The organism is Roseateles sp. P5_E4 (assembly GCF_054049255.1).
Genome location: NZ_JBFUMS010000004.1, coordinates 289,858 through 307,326 on the forward strand (window position 1 = coordinate 289,858; position 17,469 = coordinate 307,326).

14 protein-coding genes are annotated in these 17,469 nt (G+C 67.5%); 12 read left to right on the top strand and 2 right to left on the bottom strand.

The genetic code is table 11. From position 1 onward, the window contains the following. Positions 1-8: 8 nt before the first annotated feature. The gene (locus tag ACXJLH_RS10530) at positions 9-719 is read right to left on the bottom strand and encodes a Crp/Fnr family transcriptional regulator (RefSeq protein ID WP_056192965.1); all 711 of its coding nucleotides are present in this window, start codon (positions 717-719) and stop codon (positions 9-11) included. Between the two features lie 124 nt (positions 720-843). Between ACXJLH_RS10530 and ACXJLH_RS10535 the strand changes: the two genes are divergently transcribed. The 10 genes from ACXJLH_RS10535 (at position 844) to ACXJLH_RS10580 (ending at position 13,064) form a co-directional block, all read left to right on the top strand. Beyond that, positions 844-2,787, top strand: a complete 1,944-nt coding sequence (locus tag ACXJLH_RS10535) for an AMP-dependent synthetase/ligase (protein WP_457443932.1) — start codon at positions 844-846, stop codon at positions 2,785-2,787. Then, entirely contained in the window at positions 2,784-3,563 is a 780-nt protein-coding gene (locus tag ACXJLH_RS10540; RefSeq protein ID WP_457443934.1) for an ABC transporter ATP-binding protein, read from the top strand. The genes ACXJLH_RS10535 and ACXJLH_RS10540 overlap by 4 nt, the downstream gene beginning before the upstream one ends. After that, entirely contained in the window at positions 3,563-4,492 is a 930-nt protein-coding gene (locus tag ACXJLH_RS10545) for a branched-chain amino acid ABC transporter permease (protein ID WP_457324321.1), read from the top strand. Before ACXJLH_RS10540 ends, ACXJLH_RS10545 begins: the two co-directional genes overlap by 1 nt. A 2-nt stretch (positions 4,493-4,494) precedes the next feature. Continuing rightward, positions 4,495-5,559: a branched-chain amino acid ABC transporter permease gene (locus ACXJLH_RS10550; RefSeq protein ID WP_457324320.1), complete on the top strand. Its 1,065-nt coding sequence runs from the start codon at positions 4,495-4,497 to the stop codon at positions 5,557-5,559. Between the two features lie 27 nt (positions 5,560-5,586). Further along, on the top strand, positions 5,587-6,903 hold the full coding sequence (locus ACXJLH_RS10555; protein ID WP_056192952.1) for an ABC transporter substrate-binding protein: 1,317 nt from the start codon (positions 5,587-5,589) through the stop codon (positions 6,901-6,903). Between the two features lie 156 nt (positions 6,904-7,059). Next, positions 7,060-7,866 (top strand): ABC transporter ATP-binding protein, encoded by an 807-nt coding sequence (locus ACXJLH_RS10560; protein WP_056192949.1) that lies wholly within the window; start codon positions 7,060-7,062, stop codon positions 7,864-7,866. Continuing rightward, entirely contained in the window at positions 7,863-8,162 is a 300-nt protein-coding gene (locus tag ACXJLH_RS10565; RefSeq protein WP_457443936.1) for a hypothetical protein, read from the top strand. Before ACXJLH_RS10560 ends, ACXJLH_RS10565 begins: the two co-directional genes overlap by 4 nt. Before the next feature lie 73 nt (positions 8,163-8,235). Beyond that, positions 8,236-9,471 (top strand): phenylacetate--CoA ligase family protein, encoded by a 1,236-nt coding sequence (locus tag ACXJLH_RS10570; RefSeq protein WP_457443938.1) that lies wholly within the window; start codon positions 8,236-8,238, stop codon positions 9,469-9,471. A 132-nt stretch (positions 9,472-9,603) separates the two neighbouring features. Further along, positions 9,604-12,012: a CehA/McbA family metallohydrolase gene (locus ACXJLH_RS10575; protein WP_457443940.1), complete on the top strand. Its 2,409-nt coding sequence runs from the start codon at positions 9,604-9,606 to the stop codon at positions 12,010-12,012. Between the two features lie 83 nt (positions 12,013-12,095). After that, positions 12,096-13,064 carry a tripartite tricarboxylate transporter substrate-binding protein gene (locus ACXJLH_RS10580; protein ID WP_056192940.1) on the top strand — a complete coding sequence of 323 codons (969 nt, stop codon included), beginning with the start codon at positions 12,096-12,098 and terminating at the stop codon, positions 13,062-13,064. Positions 13,065-13,290: 226 nt separating this feature from the next. Here ACXJLH_RS10580 and ACXJLH_RS10585 read toward each other — a convergent pair whose 3' ends face one another. Next, complete coding sequence (locus ACXJLH_RS10585) at positions 13,291-14,913, bottom strand: diguanylate cyclase domain-containing protein (RefSeq protein ID WP_457443942.1); 1,623 nt, start codon at positions 14,911-14,913, stop codon at positions 13,291-13,293. A 166-nt stretch (positions 14,914-15,079) separates the two neighbouring features. Between ACXJLH_RS10585 and ACXJLH_RS10590 the strand changes: the two genes are divergently transcribed. Together ACXJLH_RS10590 and ACXJLH_RS10595 are read left to right on the top strand one after the other, a co-directional pair. After that, on the top strand, positions 15,080-16,423 hold the full coding sequence (locus ACXJLH_RS10590; protein WP_457443944.1) for a GH1 family beta-glucosidase: 1,344 nt from the start codon (positions 15,080-15,082) through the stop codon (positions 16,421-16,423). A gap of 7 nt (positions 16,424-16,430) precedes the next feature. Beyond that, positions 16,431-17,438 (top strand): LacI family DNA-binding transcriptional regulator, encoded by a 1,008-nt coding sequence (locus ACXJLH_RS10595; RefSeq protein WP_457443946.1) that lies wholly within the window; start codon positions 16,431-16,433, stop codon positions 17,436-17,438. Positions 17,439-17,469: the final 31 nt, after the last annotated feature.

Sequence of the window (17,469 nt, forward strand, 5' to 3'; positions counted from 1 at the left end):
CCTGAAACTCAACCCGCAAACCGCCTCAGGCCGACGAGGTCCAGCACCCGCAGGCCGCCATATTCGATGCGGATCAGGTTGGCATCGCTCAAGCGGTGCAGCGCCTGGTTCACCCGCTGGCGCGACAACCCCACCAGATAGCCCAGCTCCTGCTGCGTGATGCGCAGCCAGTTGCCCACGCCTGGGTAGAGGGTCGGGTGGAAGAGGGCGGCGAGGTTGCGGGCGACGCGCACGTCGGGGTCGTGGATGCGGTCGGTCTCTCGCGCAGCGATGAACTGGCCCAGGCGTTCGTTCAGCTGGTCCAGCACGAAGCGGTTGAAGGCGATGCTGCCGTCGAGCAGCGCATGGAAGCTCTCGATGGGCAGGCCGGCCACGACGCTGGGCCGCAGGGCCTGGATGTTGTAGCGGTAGACCTCGCGCTTGAGCAGGGTGCCCTCGCCAAACCAGCCGCCCGGCGGGATGCCGGTGAAGGTGACGGCTGCGCCCAGCGAGTCGTCGTTGTTCATCTTCAGCAGGCCCTCGACGACGCCAAACCACAAGGTGGCTGGTCGGCCGATGCGGCACAGCCGCTCGCCGGGCTCGGCATCGCCGACCTCCAGCGTCGTGAGAGCGCGCTCGCGCAACGGGCCGTCGAGCAGCTTCAGCCAGGGGATGGCATCCAGCTCAGCCGGCGCTGGCCGGCGTGTGCGTTGTCTGAGCGGCAGCGGCGTGTTGGCCATGGGGGCGGGAAAGTCTGGGCCGTGAAGACCCGTAAATTGTCGTCGTACGGACAGATGGGCGTCAAAGTACTGACCAGAATGGGGCTCACAGACGCAGGCTCCAGCCCGCGCATTGGAGACAGGCTTGACGACCTTCCCCCGGCTCTTGCTCGACCACGCCGCCCAGCGGCCAGACGCGCCCGCGTTGCGCGAGAAGGCTTACGGCGTGTGGCAGACGCTGTCGTGGGCGCGGCTGGCGGCATTGGTGCAGGAGCTGGCTCTGGGGCTGTCGGCCGCCGGCCTGCGTCGTGGTGAGCATCTCGTGGTCGTCGGCGAAAACCGGCCGCGCCTGTACGCCAGCATGCTGGCCGCGCAATGCCTGGGCGCCATCCCAGTGCCGCTTTATCAAGACGCCGTCGCCGCCGAATTCGTCTTCCCGCTGAACAACGCGGAGATCGCGTTTGCCATCGTCGAGGACCAGGAGCAGGTCGACAAGCTGCTGGAGCTGCGCGAGCAATGCCCCCAGTTGAAGCGCATCTGGTTCGACGACCCACGCGGCCTGCGCAACTACGACGAGCCGGGTCTCGCTTCGCTGGACGAGCTGGCTACGCGGGGCCGCGCCTATGCGGCCGAGCGACCCGAGTTCTTCGCCGCCGAGGTGGCGGCCTGCCTGCCCGGTGACGTCGCGGCGCTGTTCTTCACCTCCGGCACGACGGGCAACCCCAAGGGCGTCATGCACACCCATGCGACGCTGATCGACCGTGCCCAGGCCGGCCAGCGCTTCGACAAGCTGACCGACCATGAAGAGGTGCTGGCCTATCTGCCGCCGGCCTGGGTGGGCCAGAACATCTTCAGCTATGCGCAGTGGCTGGCCGTGGGCTATGTCGTCAACTGCCCGGAGTCGGCCTCCACCGTCAGCATCGATCTGAAGGAGGTCGGCCCGACCTACTACTTCGCGCCGCCGCGGGTCTTCGAAGGCCTGCTGACGACGGTGATGATCCGCATGGAGGATGCGTCGGCGATCAAGCGCTGGCTGTTCGAGCGCTGCATGAGCCTGGCCCGGCGTGTTGGCCCGCGCCTGATGGACAAGCAGCCGGTGGGCCTGCTGGACCGGATGGCCTACGCCGTGGGTGATGCGCTGATCTATGGCCCGCTGCGCAACACGTTGGGCTTCTCGCGCGTGCGGGTGGCCTACACGGCAGGCGAGGCCATCGGGCCCGACCTGTTCAGCTTCTACCGGGCCATCGGCATCAATCTGAAGCAGCTCTATGGCTCGACGGAGACGGCCGTTTTCGTCTGCCTGCAGCCCGACCACGAGGCCCGAGCCGACACGGTGGGCGTGCCCATCGACGGCGTGGAGATCAAGCTGACCGACAGCGGCGAGCTGCTGGTGCGCTCGCCCGGCCTGCTCAAGGGCTACTACAAGAACGACGCCGCGACGGCCGAAGCGCTGACGCCAGACGGCTGGTTCCACACCGGCGACGCCGGCTTCCTGACGCCTGGCGGCCACCTGAAGATCATCGACCGCGCCAAGGATGTCGGCCGTCTGATGGGCGGCACCTTCGACGGCGCGATGTTTGCGCCCAAATACGTCGAGAACAAGCTGAAGTTCTTCCCGCACATCAAGGAGGCGGTCTGCTTCGGCGACAAGCGCGACAAGGTCTGCGCCTTCATCAACATCGACTTCGAGGCCGTCGGCAACTGGGCCGAGCGGCGCAATCTGCCTTACGCCGGCTACACGGACCTGGCCCAGCGGCAGGAGGTCTACGAGTTGATCCTGGATTGCGTGGAGAAGGTCAATGCCGACCTGGCGCAGGACGAGCTGCTGGCCGGCAGCCAGATCAGCCGCTTCCTCGTGTTGCACAAGGAGCTGGATGCCGACGATGGCGAGCTGACGCGCACACGCAAGGTCCGCCGCGGTGCCATCGCCGAGAAGTACGGCGTGCTCATCGACGCGCTCTACGACGGCAAGGTGTCGCAGTACATCGAGACGCAGGTGAAGTTCGAGGATGGCCGCACGTCGATGGTGGCGGCCGACCTGCGTATCGTCGAGGCACGCACCTTCCCGCCGGTTCGGAGCGCCGCATGAAGAAGATCGGCGAGATCGTGCTGGAGGTGAAGAACATCTCGCTGGCCTTTGGTGGCGTGAAGGCGCTGACCGATATCAGCTTCGATGTGCGCGAGCACGAGGTGCGCGCCATCATCGGCCCCAATGGCGCGGGCAAGAGCTCGATGCTGAACTGCATCAACGGCGTGTATCAGCCACAGCAGGGCAGCATCACGCTGCGCGGCCGTACCTTCAAGGGCATGAGCCCGCGCCAGGTGGCCGAGATGGGCGTGGCGCGCACCTTTCAGAACCTCGCGCTCTTCAAGGGCATGAGCGTGCTGGACAACATCATGACCGGCCGCAACCTGCGCATGAAGCGCGGCCTGTTCTGGCAGGCCCTGCACCTCGGCCCCGCGCGGCGCGAGGAAAGCGAACAGCGCGAGGCGGTGGAGCGCATCATCGACTTCCTCGAGATCCAGGCCTACCGCAAGACGCCGGTTGGTCGCCTGCCCTACGGCCTGCAGAAACGCGTCGACCTCGGCCGCGCGCTGGCGATGGAGCCCAGCCTGCTCTTGCTGGACGAGCCCATGGCCGGCATGAACGTGGAGGAGAAGCAGGACATGTGCCGCTTCATCCTGGACGTGAACAACGAGTTCGGCACCACCATCGTGCTGATCGAGCACGACATGGGCGTGGTGATGGACATCTCGGACCGCGTCGTCGTGCTGGACTACGGCAAGAAGATCGGCGATGGCGCGCCGGATGACGTGCGCAAGAACGAAGACGTCATCAAGGCCTACCTCGGAGCAAGCCACTGATGGGCCCATTCCTCGAAACCCTGATCGGCGGCCTGATGGCCGGCATGCTGTATTCGCTGATCGCCCTCGGCTTCGTGCTGATCTTCAAGGCCAGTGGCGTCTTCAACTTCGCCCAGGGCGCGATGGTGTTGTTTGCAGCGCTGGCGATGGCGCGCTTTGCCGAGTGGATTCAGAAATACACAGGCCTGGACGGCAAGGTCGTCGTCAACCTGCTGGCCTTCGTGGGCGCGCTTGCGGTGATGGTCGTTGTCGCCTGGCTGGTGGAGAGGCTGGCGCTGTCCAAGCTCGTCAACCAGGAAGGCGTGACGCTGTTGATGGCCACGCTCGGCATCGCCTACCTGCTTGAAGGCCTGGGCCAGACGCTGTTCGGCAACGACATCTACAAGATCGACATCGGCCTGCCCAAGGACCCGATGTTCCTGTTCGAGGACGTCTTCCCCGGCGGCATCCTCGTCAGCAAGGAAGACCTCTATGCCGCGCTGATCGCGGCAGCATTGGTCGCGGGGCTGTCGCTGTTCTTCCAGAAGACCGCCACCGGCCGCGCGCTGCGCGCCGTGGCCGACGACCACCAGGCCGCGCAGAGCATCGGCATCCCGCTGTCGCGCATCTGGGTCATCGTCTGGAGCGTGGCGGGCTTTGTCGCGCTGGTGGCCGGGATGATCTGGGGCAGCAAGCTGGGGGTGCAGTTCTCGCTGTCGCTGGTGGCGCTGAAGGCGCTGCCGGTCGTAATCCTGGGCGGACTGACCAGCGTGCCGGGTGCCATCGTGGGCGGGCTGCTGATCGGGGTGGGGGAGAAGCTGTCGGAGGCCTATCTCGGGCCCATGCTTGGGGGCGGCATCGAGTACTGGTTTGGCTATGTGCTGGTGCTCGTTGTCTTGCTGGTTCGGCCCCAGGGGCTGTTCGGCGAGAAGATCATTGATCGGGTCTGACGATGCTTTACCGCGAGAACGGCCAGTTCAAAACCTCTTACTCGGCGGACAGCCAGATCCTGCCCATCCGGCAGGATCGCATCGCGATGGCGCTGATGCTCATCGCTGCCTTCGTCGTCATCCCTATGGTCTCCAGCGAATACCTGCTGCGCGCCATCTTCATCCCCTTCCTGATCCTGTCCCTCGCCGCGCTCGGCCTTAACGTGCTGGTCGGCTACTGCGGCCAGATCTCGCTGGGCTCGGGCGCCTTCATGGCCGTGGGCGCCTATGTGGCCTACAACTGCCAGGCGCGTTTCGAGGGCATGCCGCTGATCGTGTCGCTGCTGGTCGGCGGGCTGGGTGCCACGGTGCTGGGCGTGGCCTTTGGCTTGCCGTCGCTGCGTATCAAGGGGCTCTACCTCGCAGTAGCGACCTTGGCGGCGCAGTTCTTTGTCGACTGGGCCTGCCTGCGCCTGCCCTGGGTCACCAACGGTTCTTCCTCAGGGTCGGTCAGTGTGGCGGGGCTGAGCCTCTTCGGCTTCAGCGTCGAGTCGCCGGCATCGCGCTACTTGCTGTGCCTGGCCTTCGTCGTCGTCTTCTCGCTGGCAACCAAGAACCTCGTGCGCGGCCACATCGGCCGGTCGTGGATGGCCATGCGCGACATGGATGTGGCGGCCGCCGTCATCGGCATCCGCCCCATGCAGGCCAAGCTCAGCGCCTTTGCCGTCAGCAGCTTCATCATCGGCGTGGCCGGTGCGCTGTGGGGCTTCGTGCACCTGGGTTCGTGGGAGCCGGCCGCCTTCGGCATCAACCGCAGCTTCGACCTGCTCTTCATGGTCATCATCGGCGGCCTGGGTTCGATCTCGGGCGCCTTCTTCGGCGCGGCCTTCATCGTCGTGCTGCCGCTGATCCTGGACAAGCTGCCCTACTGGACCGGCCTGCCGATCGACACCGCCACCGCCTCGCACCTCGCGCTGATGATCTTCGGCGCCCTCATCGTGTTCTTCCTGATCAAGGAACCACACGGCCTCGCGCGACTCTGGGCGACCGCCAAGGAAAAGCTCAGACTCTGGCCCTTCCCGCATTGATACCCACAACGACAAGGAGACAGCCCCATGAAGACTCTCATCACCTGCGCGGCCCTGGCCGCCCTGCAACTCTTCGCGGCCCCCGCGGCTATGGCGCAAGCCAAGGAGCAGTTCTTCCCGTTGCTGGTGTATCGCACGGGCCCTTACTCACCCAATGGCACGCCCTGGGCCAATGGCAAGCAGGACTACATCAAGCTCATCAACGCCCGCGATGGCGGCGTCAACGGCGTGAAGCTCACGTTCGAGGAGTGCGAGACCGGCTATGCCACCGACAAGGGCGTGGAGTGCTATGAGCGCTTGAAGGGCAAGGGCGCGACGCTGTTCGACCCGCAGGCCACCGGCATCACCTTTGCGCTGACCGACAAGGTGCCCAACGACAAGATCCCGCTGATCACGCTGGGCTACGGCCTGTCCGCTTCGGCCGATGGCGGCGTATTCGCGTGGAACTTCCCGCTGATGGGCAGCTACTGGACGGCGGCCGACATCCTCATCCAGCACATCGCCAAGAAGGAAGGCGGCCTGGACAAGCTCAAGGGCAAGAAGATCGCCCTGGTCTATCACGACAGCCCTTTCGGCAAGGAGCCCATCCCGCTGCTGGAAGAGCGCAGCAAGATGCATGGTTTCGAGCTGGTGAAGATCCCGGTCACCGCGCCCGGCGTGGAGCAGAAGAGCGCCTGGCTGCAGGTGCGCCAGCAAAAGCCCGACTACACGCTGCTGTGGGGCTGGGGCGTCATGAACTCCACCGCGCTGAAAGAGGCCCAGGCCACCGGCTACCCGCGCGACAAGATGTATGGCGTCTGGTGGTCGGGCGCCGAGCCCGATGTGAAGGACGTGGGCGAGGGCGCCAAGGGCTACAACGCGTTGAACCTGAACACCTCCGGCCAGACCCCGAAGGTCATCCAGGACATCCTCAAGCTCGTGCATGAGAAGGGACAGGGCACGGGCCCGAAGGACGAGGTCGGCTCGGTGCTCTACACGCGCGGCCTGGTCATCCAGGCGCTCGGCGTGGAGGCCGTGCGGCGTGCGCAGGAGCGTTTCGGCAAGGGCAAGGTCATGACCGGCGAGCAAGTGCGCTGGGGCCTGGAGAACCTGGCGCTGGACGACAAGAAGCTGGCCTCGCTGGGCCTGAACGGCGTGATCCGCCCGATCAGCACCAGCTGCTATGACCACCAGGGTTCGACCTGGGCGCGCATCCACACCTGGGACGGCGCGAAGTGGAGCTTCAGCAGCGATTGGTACGAGGCGGACGCACAGATCATCAAGCCGATGGTGAAGGCGGCGGCGGACAAGTACGCGGGAGAGAAGAAGCTTACTCGGCGGACGCCTGCTGAGTGCCAGAGCTGAGCCGCGCGGCGGCTCAGCTCTTCGAGCTGGCAATGCCCCGCTCCCACCCCTTCCCCGCCCTCCGTGAGGGCGGGGTGCTGAGGCCCCACCCCTGTCCCCTCCCCCACGGGGAGGGGCGCCACCCGCGAGAGCATCCATGCTGAGGAAAGAGTTGCGATGACAGCCCCCCTCCTGAACGTCAACGGCATCGAAGTCATCTACAACCACGTCATCCTCGTGCTCAAGGGCGTGTCCCTGCAGGTAGCCGAGGGCCAGGTGGTGGCCTTGCTGGGGGGCAATGGCGCCGGCAAGACCACCACGCTGCGCGCGGTGTCCAACCTGCTGGAAGGCGAGCGCGGCGAGGTCACTAAGGGCAGCATCGAGCTGCGCGGCGAGCGCATCGAGAAGCTGTCCACCTCGGCCATGGTGGAGCGCGGGGTGGTGCAGGTCATGGAGGGCCGGCACTGCTTCGCCCACCTGACCATCGAGGAGAACCTGATGACCGGCGCCTACACGCGCAAGGACGGGCGTGGGGCCGTGGCGGCGACGCTGGACAAGGTCTACACCTACTTCCCGCGCCTGAAGACGCGCCGCACCAGCCAGGCGGCCTACACGTCGGGCGGCGAGCAGCAGATGTGCGCCATCGGCCGCGCGCTGATGGCCAACCCCAAGATGGTGTTGCTGGACGAGCCGTCCATGGGCCTGGCGCCGCAGATCGTCGAGGAGGTGTTCGAGATCGTGCGCGACCTCAACACCAAGGAGAGGACGACCTTCCTGCTGGCCGAGCAGAACACCAGCATGGCGCTGCGTTATGCCGACTACGGCTACATCCTGGAGAACGGCCGCGTCGTCATGGACGGCGCTGCCAGCGCATTGCGCGAGAACGAGGACGTCAAGGAGTTCTATCTCGGCGTGGGCGGGGAAGGGCGACGCAGTTTCAAGGACGTGAAGAGCTACAAGCGAAGGAAGAGGTGGCTGGCATGAGTGACGACAACTGGGAGATGGCGCCGCCACCTTTTGATGCGGACTCGGCGCTGCTGACGATGAAGCGCTTCGCGCGCGACCAGCGCGTGCTGGCCGAACGCGGCGAGGGCTGGATGCTGGGCGCCGACGTCGTGCTCAAGCTGACGGTGGAGGGTGCGACCGTCAAGGTCCAGCTCACCAAGCGCCCGGCGCGCACGCCCGAGTGGGACACCTTCACGTTGAAGTCGGCGACCGAGCTGCGCAAGTTGCAGGACGAGATCAAGCGCCGGCTCACGCGTTGGAAGGACGAGGAGTGAGCGCCGCGCCGGGCCGCCCCAAGCAAGCTCGCTCCCGCTTGGCGGGACAGGCCGTAGGCCGAAGGGTGCACCAATGAGCTCGGAGTTCTTCGACGCGCTGGAGACGCGCGACCCGGCCGCGCGTGAGGCCGCGCTGATGGCTGCGCTGCCGGAGCAGATCGCGCATGCCCAATCCAGCAGTCCGGCCTACACCGATTTGCTGGCTGGCATCGATGCCACGAGCATCACCTCGCGCGCTGCGCTGGCCACGCTGCCGCTGACACGCAAGAACAGCCTCGCCGCCGCCCAGGCCGCGCGCCGCGCGCTGCGCCTCGGCGGGTTTGCGGCCGGCATGCCGCGGCGCATCTTCCAGTCGCCCGGGCCGCTCTACGAACCCGAGCCCGATGCCGACGGCGCCGACCCCTGGCGCGCTGCCCGCGCCCTGCATGCAGCCGGCATCCGCGCGGGGCAGCTCGCCCATGTGGGCTTCAGCTACCACCTGACACCAGCAGGCGCCATGATGGAAGCCGGCCTGCGGGCCCTGGGCGCGGCCAGCTTTCCGGGCGGCGTTGGCAACACCGAGCTGCAATTGCAGGCCCTCCTGGACCTGCAGCCCGAGGCTTATGCCGGCACGCCCAGCCTGCTGCGCATCCTGCTCGAGAAGGCGGCCGAGGGCGGGCACGTGCTGCCTTATCTGCAGTGTGCTCTGGTCAGCGGTGAGGCCTGCCCGCCGGCGCTCGTTGCATGGTTTGCCGCACGCGGCGTCGACGCCTACCAGTGCTATGCGACGGCCGACCTCGGCCTCATCGCCTACCAGACCACGGCGCGTGAAGGCCTGGTCGTGGACGAGGGCGTCATCGTCGAGATCGTGCGCCCCGGCTCTGCTGAGCCTGTGCCGGACGGCGAGGTCGGCGAAGTCATCGTGACGACGCTGAGCGCCGGCTACCCGCTGATCCGCTTCGCGACCGGCGACCTCTCTGCCGTGCTGGCCGGTGCCAGTCCTTGTGGCCGCACCAACCAGCGCCTGCGCGGCTGGCTGGGCCGGGCCGACCAGTCGGCCAAGGTGCGTGGCATGTTCGTGCATGCCGGCCAGGTGGCCGAGGTGCTGGCGCGCTGTGGCCAGCGCGGCCGGGCCCGCCTCGTTGTCGACGGGGAGCTGGCCAACGACCGCATGTGCCTGCAACTCGAGGCCGCGCCGGCCGAGGGCCTTGTCGAGCAGTTGCAGATGGCGCTGCGCGACATCACCAAGCTGCGCGGTGAGGTCGAGCTGCTGGCCCCGGGCAGCCTGCCCAACGATGGCCTGGTCATCGAGGATCGCCGCCCCGTGTGACGCGCGTTTGACGGTCTCGGGCCTGACCTGAGCCTGAATCGGTGACAGGAAGGCCCGCATGGACTCAGCTTGGCGGGGCCACCACAGTCCGCCGCTTTGCCGGCCACCGCTGGCACCAGCCGAGGACGCGACATGACCCTTGCCCGCCATCTTCTGCCCACCCTGCTCGTGCTGCTGCTCGCAGCCTGCGGTGGTGGCAGCAACGACCCCCAAGTCTCTTCCCAAGCTTCCCAGGCCGAAAGCGAGCTGGCCAAAGCCGCCGCCGCGCGTCCGCGCGCCAAGGACCCCGACCACCACGAGTTCTCGGCCACGCTGTCCGCGCCCTTCGCGGTCACCGCCGCCAGCGGCGAGCGCGTCTTCAGCGTGCAGATGGACCACCCCGGCATTGCCGACGGCCAGGTCTTTGCGTGGGCGCTCAGCCTGGTCGACGAGCAGGGCCGCGTGCTGCAGCGCTGGAGCGGCGAATCGCGCTATGCCGGCGCGCCGGTGATGGCCAGCGTGCGCTGGGTCGGTCGCGGCACCGGCGGCACGGCACTGGCCGATGGCCTCTACCAGCTCAAGCTTGAGGCCGCCAGCCTCGACGCCGCCACCGCGCTGAGCCAGGGTGCGACCACCGGCCGCGCCGAGCGCCTGCTGGCCGCTGCCGCGCCGCTGGACCATGCCGAGCAGCAATGGCCGGTTGCCCTCGGCCAGCCGGCCAGCGTCGACCTGCCGCCCTATGCGGCCATGCCCACGGCCGCCGGCCGCGGCCTCGTCAAGGCGCAATCGGCACCGGCCATCAACAGCCTGCCCTACACGGTCTACTACGCCAATCTGCACAGCCAGACGAATGACTCCGACGGCGGCGGGGCGCTGGGCAGCTGCTCGTCTTCGCAGCCCGCGCAGACCGGCGCCTTCGGCCCGGCAGACGCCTTCGCCTATGGCAAGACGGCGGGCCTGGACATCCTGATGTCGTCCGAGCACAACCACTACTTCGACGGCTCCTCGAGCACCAACGCCAGCGGCAGCGCTGCCACCGCCAAGAGCCGCTACCAGGCCGGCCTGTCCGCCGCCACCGCCGCGACGACATCGAACTACCTCGCGATCTACGGCATGGAGTGGGGCGTCATCAGCAATGGCGGCCACATGAACATCTTCAACAGCACCGAGTTGTTCGCCTGGGAATACAACAGCAGCAACCAGCTCTTCGGCGACCGCTTCACGGCCAAGAGCGACTACGCGGCCTTGTACGCGACGATGCGCCAGCTCGGCCTTGTCGGCCAGTTCAACCATCCCGACACGACCGGCCAGTTCCTTGTCGGTGGCACGGCGCTGGGCTACAGCGCCGATGGCGACGAGGTCATGGTGCTGAGCGAGATCCTGAACAGCTCGGCGTTCTCGTCCAACACGACCGAGACCGAGACGGGCCTCAGCAACTTTGAAGACGCCTTCAACAAGATGCTGGAACGGGGCTTTCACGTGGCGCCCGCCAGCAACCAGGACAACCACTGCGCCAACTGGGGCAAGTCGTACACCAACCGCACCGGCGTGCTGATCCCGAATGGCACGGCGCTCAGCAAGGCCAGTTTCATCGATGCCATCAAGGCCCGCCGCGTCTTCGCGACGATGGACAAGACGGCGCAGATCGCGCTGACCGCCAATGGCCACGTCATGGGTGAGCGCTTTGCCAACAGCGGCACGCTCTCCTTGAGCGTCGGCTATGCCAGCAACAGCGGCAAGACGGCCACCAGCGTGCAGATCTACGAGGGCGTGCCCAAGCGCAATGGCACCGTCACGCTGCTGGCCAGCAGCGGTACGGTCAGCACGACGCCGGCCATCGGCGAGCACTTCTACTACGCCAAGATCACGCAGAACGACGGCAAGATGCTGTGGACAGCGCCCGTCTGGGTCACGCAGTCCAACGGGCCGGTGGACACCACGCCGCCGACCGCGACGGCCAGCGAGAGCGGCACGTCCGGCACCGTCACGCTGTCGGCCACGGCGAGCGACAACATCGGCGTGGCGCGCGTGGACTTCGTCGTTGATGGCACGGTGAAGGGCAGCGACAGCAGCGCGCCCTATTCGCTGTCGCTGGACTCGACGACGCTGGCCAACGGCAGCCACAGCCTGGTTGCCCGCGCCTACGACGCCGCCGGCAACTCGGGCGCCTCGTCGGCCGTCAACTTCAGCATCAACAACGCCAGCGCGACGCTGAACGAGACCGAGTCCAACGGCACCATCGCCACCGCCAACGTCGTCACCAACCAGACGACGATCAGCGGCACCATGGCCACCACGAGCGACAAGGACTACTTCAAGGTTACGCTGGCCGCAGGCAAGACGCTGCGTGTCGACATGAGCTGCCCGGCGGCCTATGACTACGACATCTACTTGCACAACGCCAGCGGCACGACGCTGACCTCGTCGGAGAGCGCCACCTGCACCGAGTCCCTGAGCTACAAGAACACCGGCAGCTCGGCGCTGGCGGTCTACATCCGCGTGGGGGCCTACTCAGGCAGCAGCGGCACCCAGGGCTATGCGCTGGCGCTGAGCTACCCCTGATGGCGCTGGCTTGGGGCCATCCCGGAGACGTCGGGGGCGGTACTCTGCCTAAGATCGTGCGCACACATCCTGGAGACAAGCCCATGCGCACGACCCTGATTGCCCTGGCGGCCCTGCTGGCCGCCGGCACCGCTGCCGCCGACTATCCCGACAAGCCGGTCACCGTGATCGTGCCGTTTGCAGCCGGCGGGCCGACCGACAAGGTCGCTCGCGACCTCGCCGAGGCGTTGCGCAAGCCCCTGGGCGCCACCGTCATTGTCGAGAACGTCGGCGGTGTCGGCGGCACGCTGGGCGCCAACAAGGTGGCCAAGGCCGCGCCGGACGGCTACACGCTGCTGCTGCACCACATCGGCATCGCCAGCGCGACGGCCCTGTACCGCACGCTGCCCTACAAGACGCTGGAAGACTTCGAATACCTGGGCATGGTCAACGAGGTGCCGATGACGCTGATCGGCCGCCCCAATCTGCCGGCGGCCAACTATGCCGAACTGGCCAAGTGGCTGGAGTCCAACAAGGGCAACATCAACCTCGCCCACGCCGGGGTCGGCTCGGCCTCCCATCTGTGCGGCCTGCTGTATCAGTCGGCCATCAAGATCGACATGACGACCGTGCCCTACAAGGGCACCGCGCCGGCCATGAACGACCTGCTCGGCGGCCAGGTCGACATCATGTGCGACCAGACCACCAACACCACCGGACAGATCGAGGCCGGCAAGGTCAAGGCCTATGCGGTGATGTCGGCCAAGCGCCTGCCCAGCGGCCCGCTGGCCAAGCTGCCGACGGCCGACGAATCAGGGCTGAAGGGCTTCAACCTGGCCGTCTGGCACGGCATGTATGCACCCAAGGGCACGCCCAAGGCCGTCATCGACAAGGTCAACACGGCGCTGCGCGCAGCCCTGAAGGACGCCGACTTCCACAAGCGCCAGGAGGCCCTGGGTGCGGTCATCATCAGTGACGCGCGCCTTGCGCCGGCAGAGCACAAGAAGTTTGTCGAGGCCGAGATCAACAAACTCACCCCGGTCATCAAGGCGGCAGGGGTCTACGCCGACTGAAATGGAGCCCCTCGTCTGGTCTCGCCATGCTGAACGCAGGCGAGTCCAGCCGGTCCCCCTGGGGGACGGCGATGCTTGCCGGATTGACCAGCAAGCACATCGCCAAAGGCGGGCCTGCTTGGGAGCGGCCCGGCGCTCGGCCCGCAAGCCAGCAAGCAAGCGTTGTTTCGAACGTCGGCCGGGGCGGCGCTCAGCCTTGTGTGCGGGCGTGCACGCCGCTTGGCCGTCAGTGGGGGCGGGCCTTTTCGCGCTTGTTCGCGTACATGCCCTGGTCACTGCGGCTGAGCACGGTGCGCAAGGTGTCGGTCGGCAGGACTTCGGCGAGCCCCAGGCTCACCGAGACCGACAGGCCGGCAGCGATGCCGCCCCATGCATGGCGGGACACCGCGTCGGCGATCCGCTCGGTCAGCGCTTGGGCTGCCTGCGCGCCGGTATCGCGCAGGATGATGACGAACTCGTCGCCGGCCAGCCGCGCGGGAAAGTCCTTGTCGCGCACGCATCTTCGGATCTGCGCCGCGATGGCCCGCAGCACCGCGTCGCCCGCGTTGTGCGAATGGCCGTCGTTGATCTGCTTGAACTTGTCGACGTCGATCATGACGAGGCAGGCCGTGCTGCCCTGGGTGCGCACCTCCTCCAGCAGGCCTTGCAGCTGGAGTTCGAAATGGCGCCGGTTCGGCAGGCCGGTCAGGCCATCCTCGAGCGCCAGTTGCTGGAAGTGCGCGCGCCCGGCCTCGGAGGCGTGCAACTGCCGGGTCCGGCTGCGCAGTTCCAGTTGCCGCTCCACGTCGGCGACGCGGCCGCGCAGGCTGGCAGACCGGGCCAACTGCTCGCGCTCGGCCAGCTCGCGCAGGGCCTGCGCGGCTGCGGCGTGGTCGCCCGCGGTGGACGCCAGATAAGCCAACTGGCCCAGGCCAATGCTGACCAGCCCTTCATGGTTCTGCGCCAGGGCGATGCGAATCATCTGCTCGGCGTGATTGCGGGCCAACGGCAGGTCATCTTCGGCCAAGGCCAGTTCGGACCCGGCCCAAAGCACGAGGGCTTGCAGCCAGGGCCGGCGGGAAGATTCCACCGCCTCGCGCAGCCGGCGCACCTGCGCCGCGGCACCCACAAGGTCGGCCTGCCAGATCAGCAGCATGGCCTTGTTGAAGGCATGGGTGAGGGCGCTGCTGCTGCGGCTGCCAATGCCGATGCTGGCCAATGGCGCTGCATCGTGCAGCAGTTCGTCGCAACGGCGCAGGTGTTCGCGCAGCAGTTCCAGGCTGGTCGTGCCTGCCGTGGTGGCGCTGCGTGCGCTGAGCGTGCGCATGACCTCGGTGGACCCCAGGTCGGCATGCAGCACATAGGTGTCAACCGGGGGATCGCACTGGTAGGCCAACTCGATGGCGCGCTGTGAAGCCTCGCTGGCCTCGGCGTAGGAGCGGCCGATGAACATGGCGACACCCAGTGCGTGGTGGGCCACGACCTGCTCGACGCTGGCTCCGTCGCCCGACGTGCCGGCACACAGCTTGACCGCCAGCAGGGCGCAATCGACCGAGGTTTCGTAGTAGCCCAGGCGTGCGGCGGCCATGGCCTGGGTGGCCAGCGCGCGGCATTCGCCCTCGGGCATCTCGGCCTGCTGAAACTGGAATGCCGCCTGGCGCGCGGACTCCAGCGCCGCAGCGAAATGACCTAGCAGGCGCAGCTCGACGCTGGCAATGCAGTGCGTGGCTTCCGCCTGGGCGGCCACGCTTCCCCGTTCAAGCGCGGCGTGGTGGGCGCGGCGCGCTGCGTCCAGCGCGGCCTCGGCATTGCCTGCATCGGCATGGGCCCTGGCTTGGGCCAGCGTGGCGTTGATCTGTGCTTGTTCCATCCCTGGCTCGGCTTCTGGTGGCGGGCGCGCGGCAGAGTCTGAGGTGCGGTCACGACGGTCCGGGGTAAACACGCTGTTGACTCGTCAAGTAATCACGGAAAGAATGCATGTAAACGTTTACATGACGACACAACGACCGACCCGCGCAAGCGGAGTTGGCACACGGATGAGACAACCGTTCCCGCCTGGCTTCCTTTGGGGCTGTGCGACTTCCGCCTATCAGATCGAAGGCTCGCCGCTGGCCGATGGGGCCGGCGTCAGCAACTGGCATCGCTTCGTGCGCACGCCGGGCCGCGTGCTCGGCGGCGATACCGGCGACATTGCCTGCGACCACTACCGCCGCATGAAGGACGACGTCGCGCTGATGCGCGAGCTCGGCCTCACGGCCTATCGCTTCAGCATTGCCTGGAATCGCGTGCTGCCCGAAGGCCGTGGCGCCGTGAACGCGGCCGGACTGGGTTTCTACGAGCGCCTTGTCGACGAACTGCTGGCCGCTGGCATCCAGCCGATGGTGACGCTGCACCACTGGGACCTGCCCGCGGCGCTGGACGACCGTGGCGGCTGGCTCAACCCCGACATGCCCGACTGGTTTGCCGATTACGCGCAGGTCTGCTTCAAGGCGCTGGACGACCGCGTGCCGATGTGGGTCACGCTGAACGAACCCTGGGTTGTCGCCGACGGCGGCTTCATGCATGGCGCGCTGGCGCCCGGTCACAAGAGCGCCTTCGAGGCGGCCATCGTCGCCCACCGGCTGATGCAGTCACACGCCAAGGGCGTGCAGGCCTACCGCGCGACCGGAAAGAACAGGATCGGCCTGGTCGTCAACATCGAGCCCAAGCATCTGCCGGCCGACGCCAGCGAGTATGACCGCCACGCCGCCGGGCTCGCCGACGCCTACATGAACCGGCAATACCTCGACCCGGCCCTGCTTGGCAGCTACCCGGCCGAGTTGCGCGAGGTCTTTGGTGAAGCCTGGCCCGACTGGCCGGCCGCCGAGGTCGAGGCACTCAAAGTCCCCGTCGACTTCCTCGGCCTGAACTACTACACCCGCGCCGTCGTGCGCTTTGATCCCAAGGCCTGGCCGGTGCCGGCGGTGCCGCAGCGCCAGCCCGGCGGCATCTACACCGAGACCGGCTGGGAGCTGCACCCACAGAGCTTGGCCGACACCCTCGTGTGGATGCACGAGCGCTACGGCGGCCTGCCGCTGTATGTGACCGAGAACGGCGCCGCGTTCTACGACCCGCCGGTGGCCATTGACGGCCGCGTTGACGATCCGCTGCGCGTGCACTATCTGCGCACCCACATCGCCGCCGTGCGGGACGCTATTCAAAGGGGCGCCGACGTGCGCGGCTACTGCGCCTGGTCGCTGTTCGACAACCTCGAATGGGCGCTCGGCTTTGCCAAGCGCTTCGGCCTCGTGCATGTGGACTTTCAGACACAGCAGCGCACCCCCAAGGCCAGCGCGCGCTTCTATGCTGAAGTCATCGCTTCCCACGGCGCCAACCTCTGACAACAAGATGACGGTCACCCCCGCCACGATCAAGGACGTCGCCCGCGTTGCCGGTGTGTCGGTCGCCACCGTTTCGCGCGCGCTCAACGGCGCCGAGAACGTGCTGCCGCACACGCGCCAGCGCATCGTCGAGGTCGCCCGCGAATTGCGCTATTCGCCGTCGGGGGCGGCGCGCAGCCTCATCACGCGACGCACCGACACCATCGGCGCCCTGCTGCCCGATCTGCATGGCGAGTTCTTCTCTGAGCTGATCCGCGGCATCGACCAGGCCGCCCGGGCGCGCGGCCTGCATCTGCTGCTGTCGAGCTCCCACGACGATGCCAACGAGGCCGCGGCCGCGCTGCGCGCGATGAACGGCCGCGTTGACGGCCTCATCGTCATGTCGCCGCACGCCGACGACGATTTCCTGTCGCAGAACCTGCCGCCTGCCCTGCCGGCCGTGCTGCTGAACTCCGGCGTGCGCGGCGCGAGCCAGCGGGTCTTCGCCGTCGACAACTTCGGCGGTGCGCGCGCGATGACCGAGCACCTGGTGCGCAGCGGCCGGCGACGCATCGCTTTTCTCGGCGGCCCGCAGGCCAACTTCGAGGCGCGCGAACGCGAGCGCGGCTACCGTGCCGGCTTGGCCGTGGGGGCCGAGGCATGGCTGCTGGAGGGCGACTTCTCCGAAGCAGGCGGCCAGCGCGCCGCGGCCGAGCTGCTGGCCCTGCCGGCGGGCCAGCGGCCCGATGCCGTCTTCGCCGCCAACGACATCATGGCCATCGGCCTGCTGGGTGCGCTGCAGGCCGGCGGTGTGCGCCTGCCCGAAGACATCGCGCTTGCCGGCTTCGACGACATCCCCATCGCCCGCTACGTCAGCCCGGCGCTGACGACCATGCACGTGCCCATTGCCGCGCTGGGCGGCCAGGCACTCGATGCGCTGGCCGACACCCTGGAGCGCAACGCCACCGACGCCGGCGCCACCGTGATGCCGGTGCAACTCGTTGTGCGGCGTTCGTGCGGCAGCGCCAAGACCTGATCCCGTCCAAACCACAGCACAACACAGGAGA

Coding starts and splice junctions, on each gene's coding strand:
- ACXJLH_RS10530 (WP_056192965.1), bottom strand. CDS start 719: ATGGCCAACACGCCGCTGCCGCTCAGACAACGCACACGCCGGCCAGCG.
- ACXJLH_RS10540 (WP_457443934.1), top strand. CDS start 2,784: ATGAAGAAGATCGGCGAGATCGTGCTGGAGGTGAAGAACATCTCGCTG.
- ACXJLH_RS10545 (WP_457324321.1), top strand. CDS start 3,563: ATGGGCCCATTCCTCGAAACCCTGATCGGCGGCCTGATGGCCGGCATG.
- ACXJLH_RS10550 (WP_457324320.1), top strand. CDS start 4,495: ATGCTTTACCGCGAGAACGGCCAGTTCAAAACCTCTTACTCGGCGGAC.
- ACXJLH_RS10555 (WP_056192952.1), top strand. CDS start 5,587: ATGAAGACTCTCATCACCTGCGCGGCCCTGGCCGCCCTGCAACTCTTC.
- ACXJLH_RS10560 (WP_056192949.1), top strand. CDS start 7,060: ATGACAGCCCCCCTCCTGAACGTCAACGGCATCGAAGTCATCTACAAC.
- ACXJLH_RS10565 (WP_457443936.1), top strand. CDS start 7,863: ATGAGTGACGACAACTGGGAGATGGCGCCGCCACCTTTTGATGCGGAC.
- ACXJLH_RS10570 (WP_457443938.1), top strand. CDS start 8,236: ATGAGCTCGGAGTTCTTCGACGCGCTGGAGACGCGCGACCCGGCCGCG.
- ACXJLH_RS10575 (WP_457443940.1), top strand. CDS start 9,604: ATGACCCTTGCCCGCCATCTTCTGCCCACCCTGCTCGTGCTGCTGCTC.
- ACXJLH_RS10580 (WP_056192940.1), top strand. CDS start 12,096: ATGCGCACGACCCTGATTGCCCTGGCGGCCCTGCTGGCCGCCGGCACC.
- ACXJLH_RS10585 (WP_457443942.1), bottom strand. CDS start 14,913: ATGGAACAAGCACAGATCAACGCCACGCTGGCCCAAGCCAGGGCCCAT.
- ACXJLH_RS10590 (WP_457443944.1), top strand. CDS start 15,080: ATGAGACAACCGTTCCCGCCTGGCTTCCTTTGGGGCTGTGCGACTTCC.
- ACXJLH_RS10595 (WP_457443946.1), top strand. CDS start 16,431: ATGACGGTCACCCCCGCCACGATCAAGGACGTCGCCCGCGTTGCCGGT.